At 70.1% G+C, this 294-nt stretch carries 1 protein-coding gene; it reads right to left on the bottom strand.

Annotated elements, in window-relative coordinates:
- The coding region (locus D0817_RS27240; RefSeq protein ID WP_161568494.1) for an ATPase, T2SS/T4P/T4SS family at positions 1-294 on the bottom strand (294 nt) is incomplete at both ends.

The following is a 294-nucleotide window of genomic DNA, read 5'->3' as shown; positions in this document are numbered from 1 at the left end:
CAGCTGCTGCCGGCCCAGCTCGGGCGAGCGCGCGTGCAGCGAGGCGAACACGAGCGGGCCCGATTCGGCCAGCGCCAGCGCCTCGAGCGCGGTCTGGGCGTCGCGGATCTCGCCGATGACGATCACGTCGGGGCGCTCGCGCAGGGCGTCGAGCGCGCCCAGGTAGTAGCTGTCGACGTCGCCGTCGAAGCCCACCTCGCGCTGCGTGATGATGCATTTGCGCTGCGGGATCAGGGTCTCGACCGGGTCCTCGATGGTGATGATGTGGCCCGAGCGCTGCTTGTTGATCTGGTC

The organism is Flavobacterium cupreum (assembly GCF_003996965.1).
Lineage (GTDB): Bacteria > Bacteroidota > Bacteroidia > Flavobacteriales > Flavobacteriaceae > Flavobacterium > Flavobacterium cupreum.
Note: the sequence above shows the minus strand (reverse complement) of the source record. Positions and strands in the feature narration are given on the sequence as shown.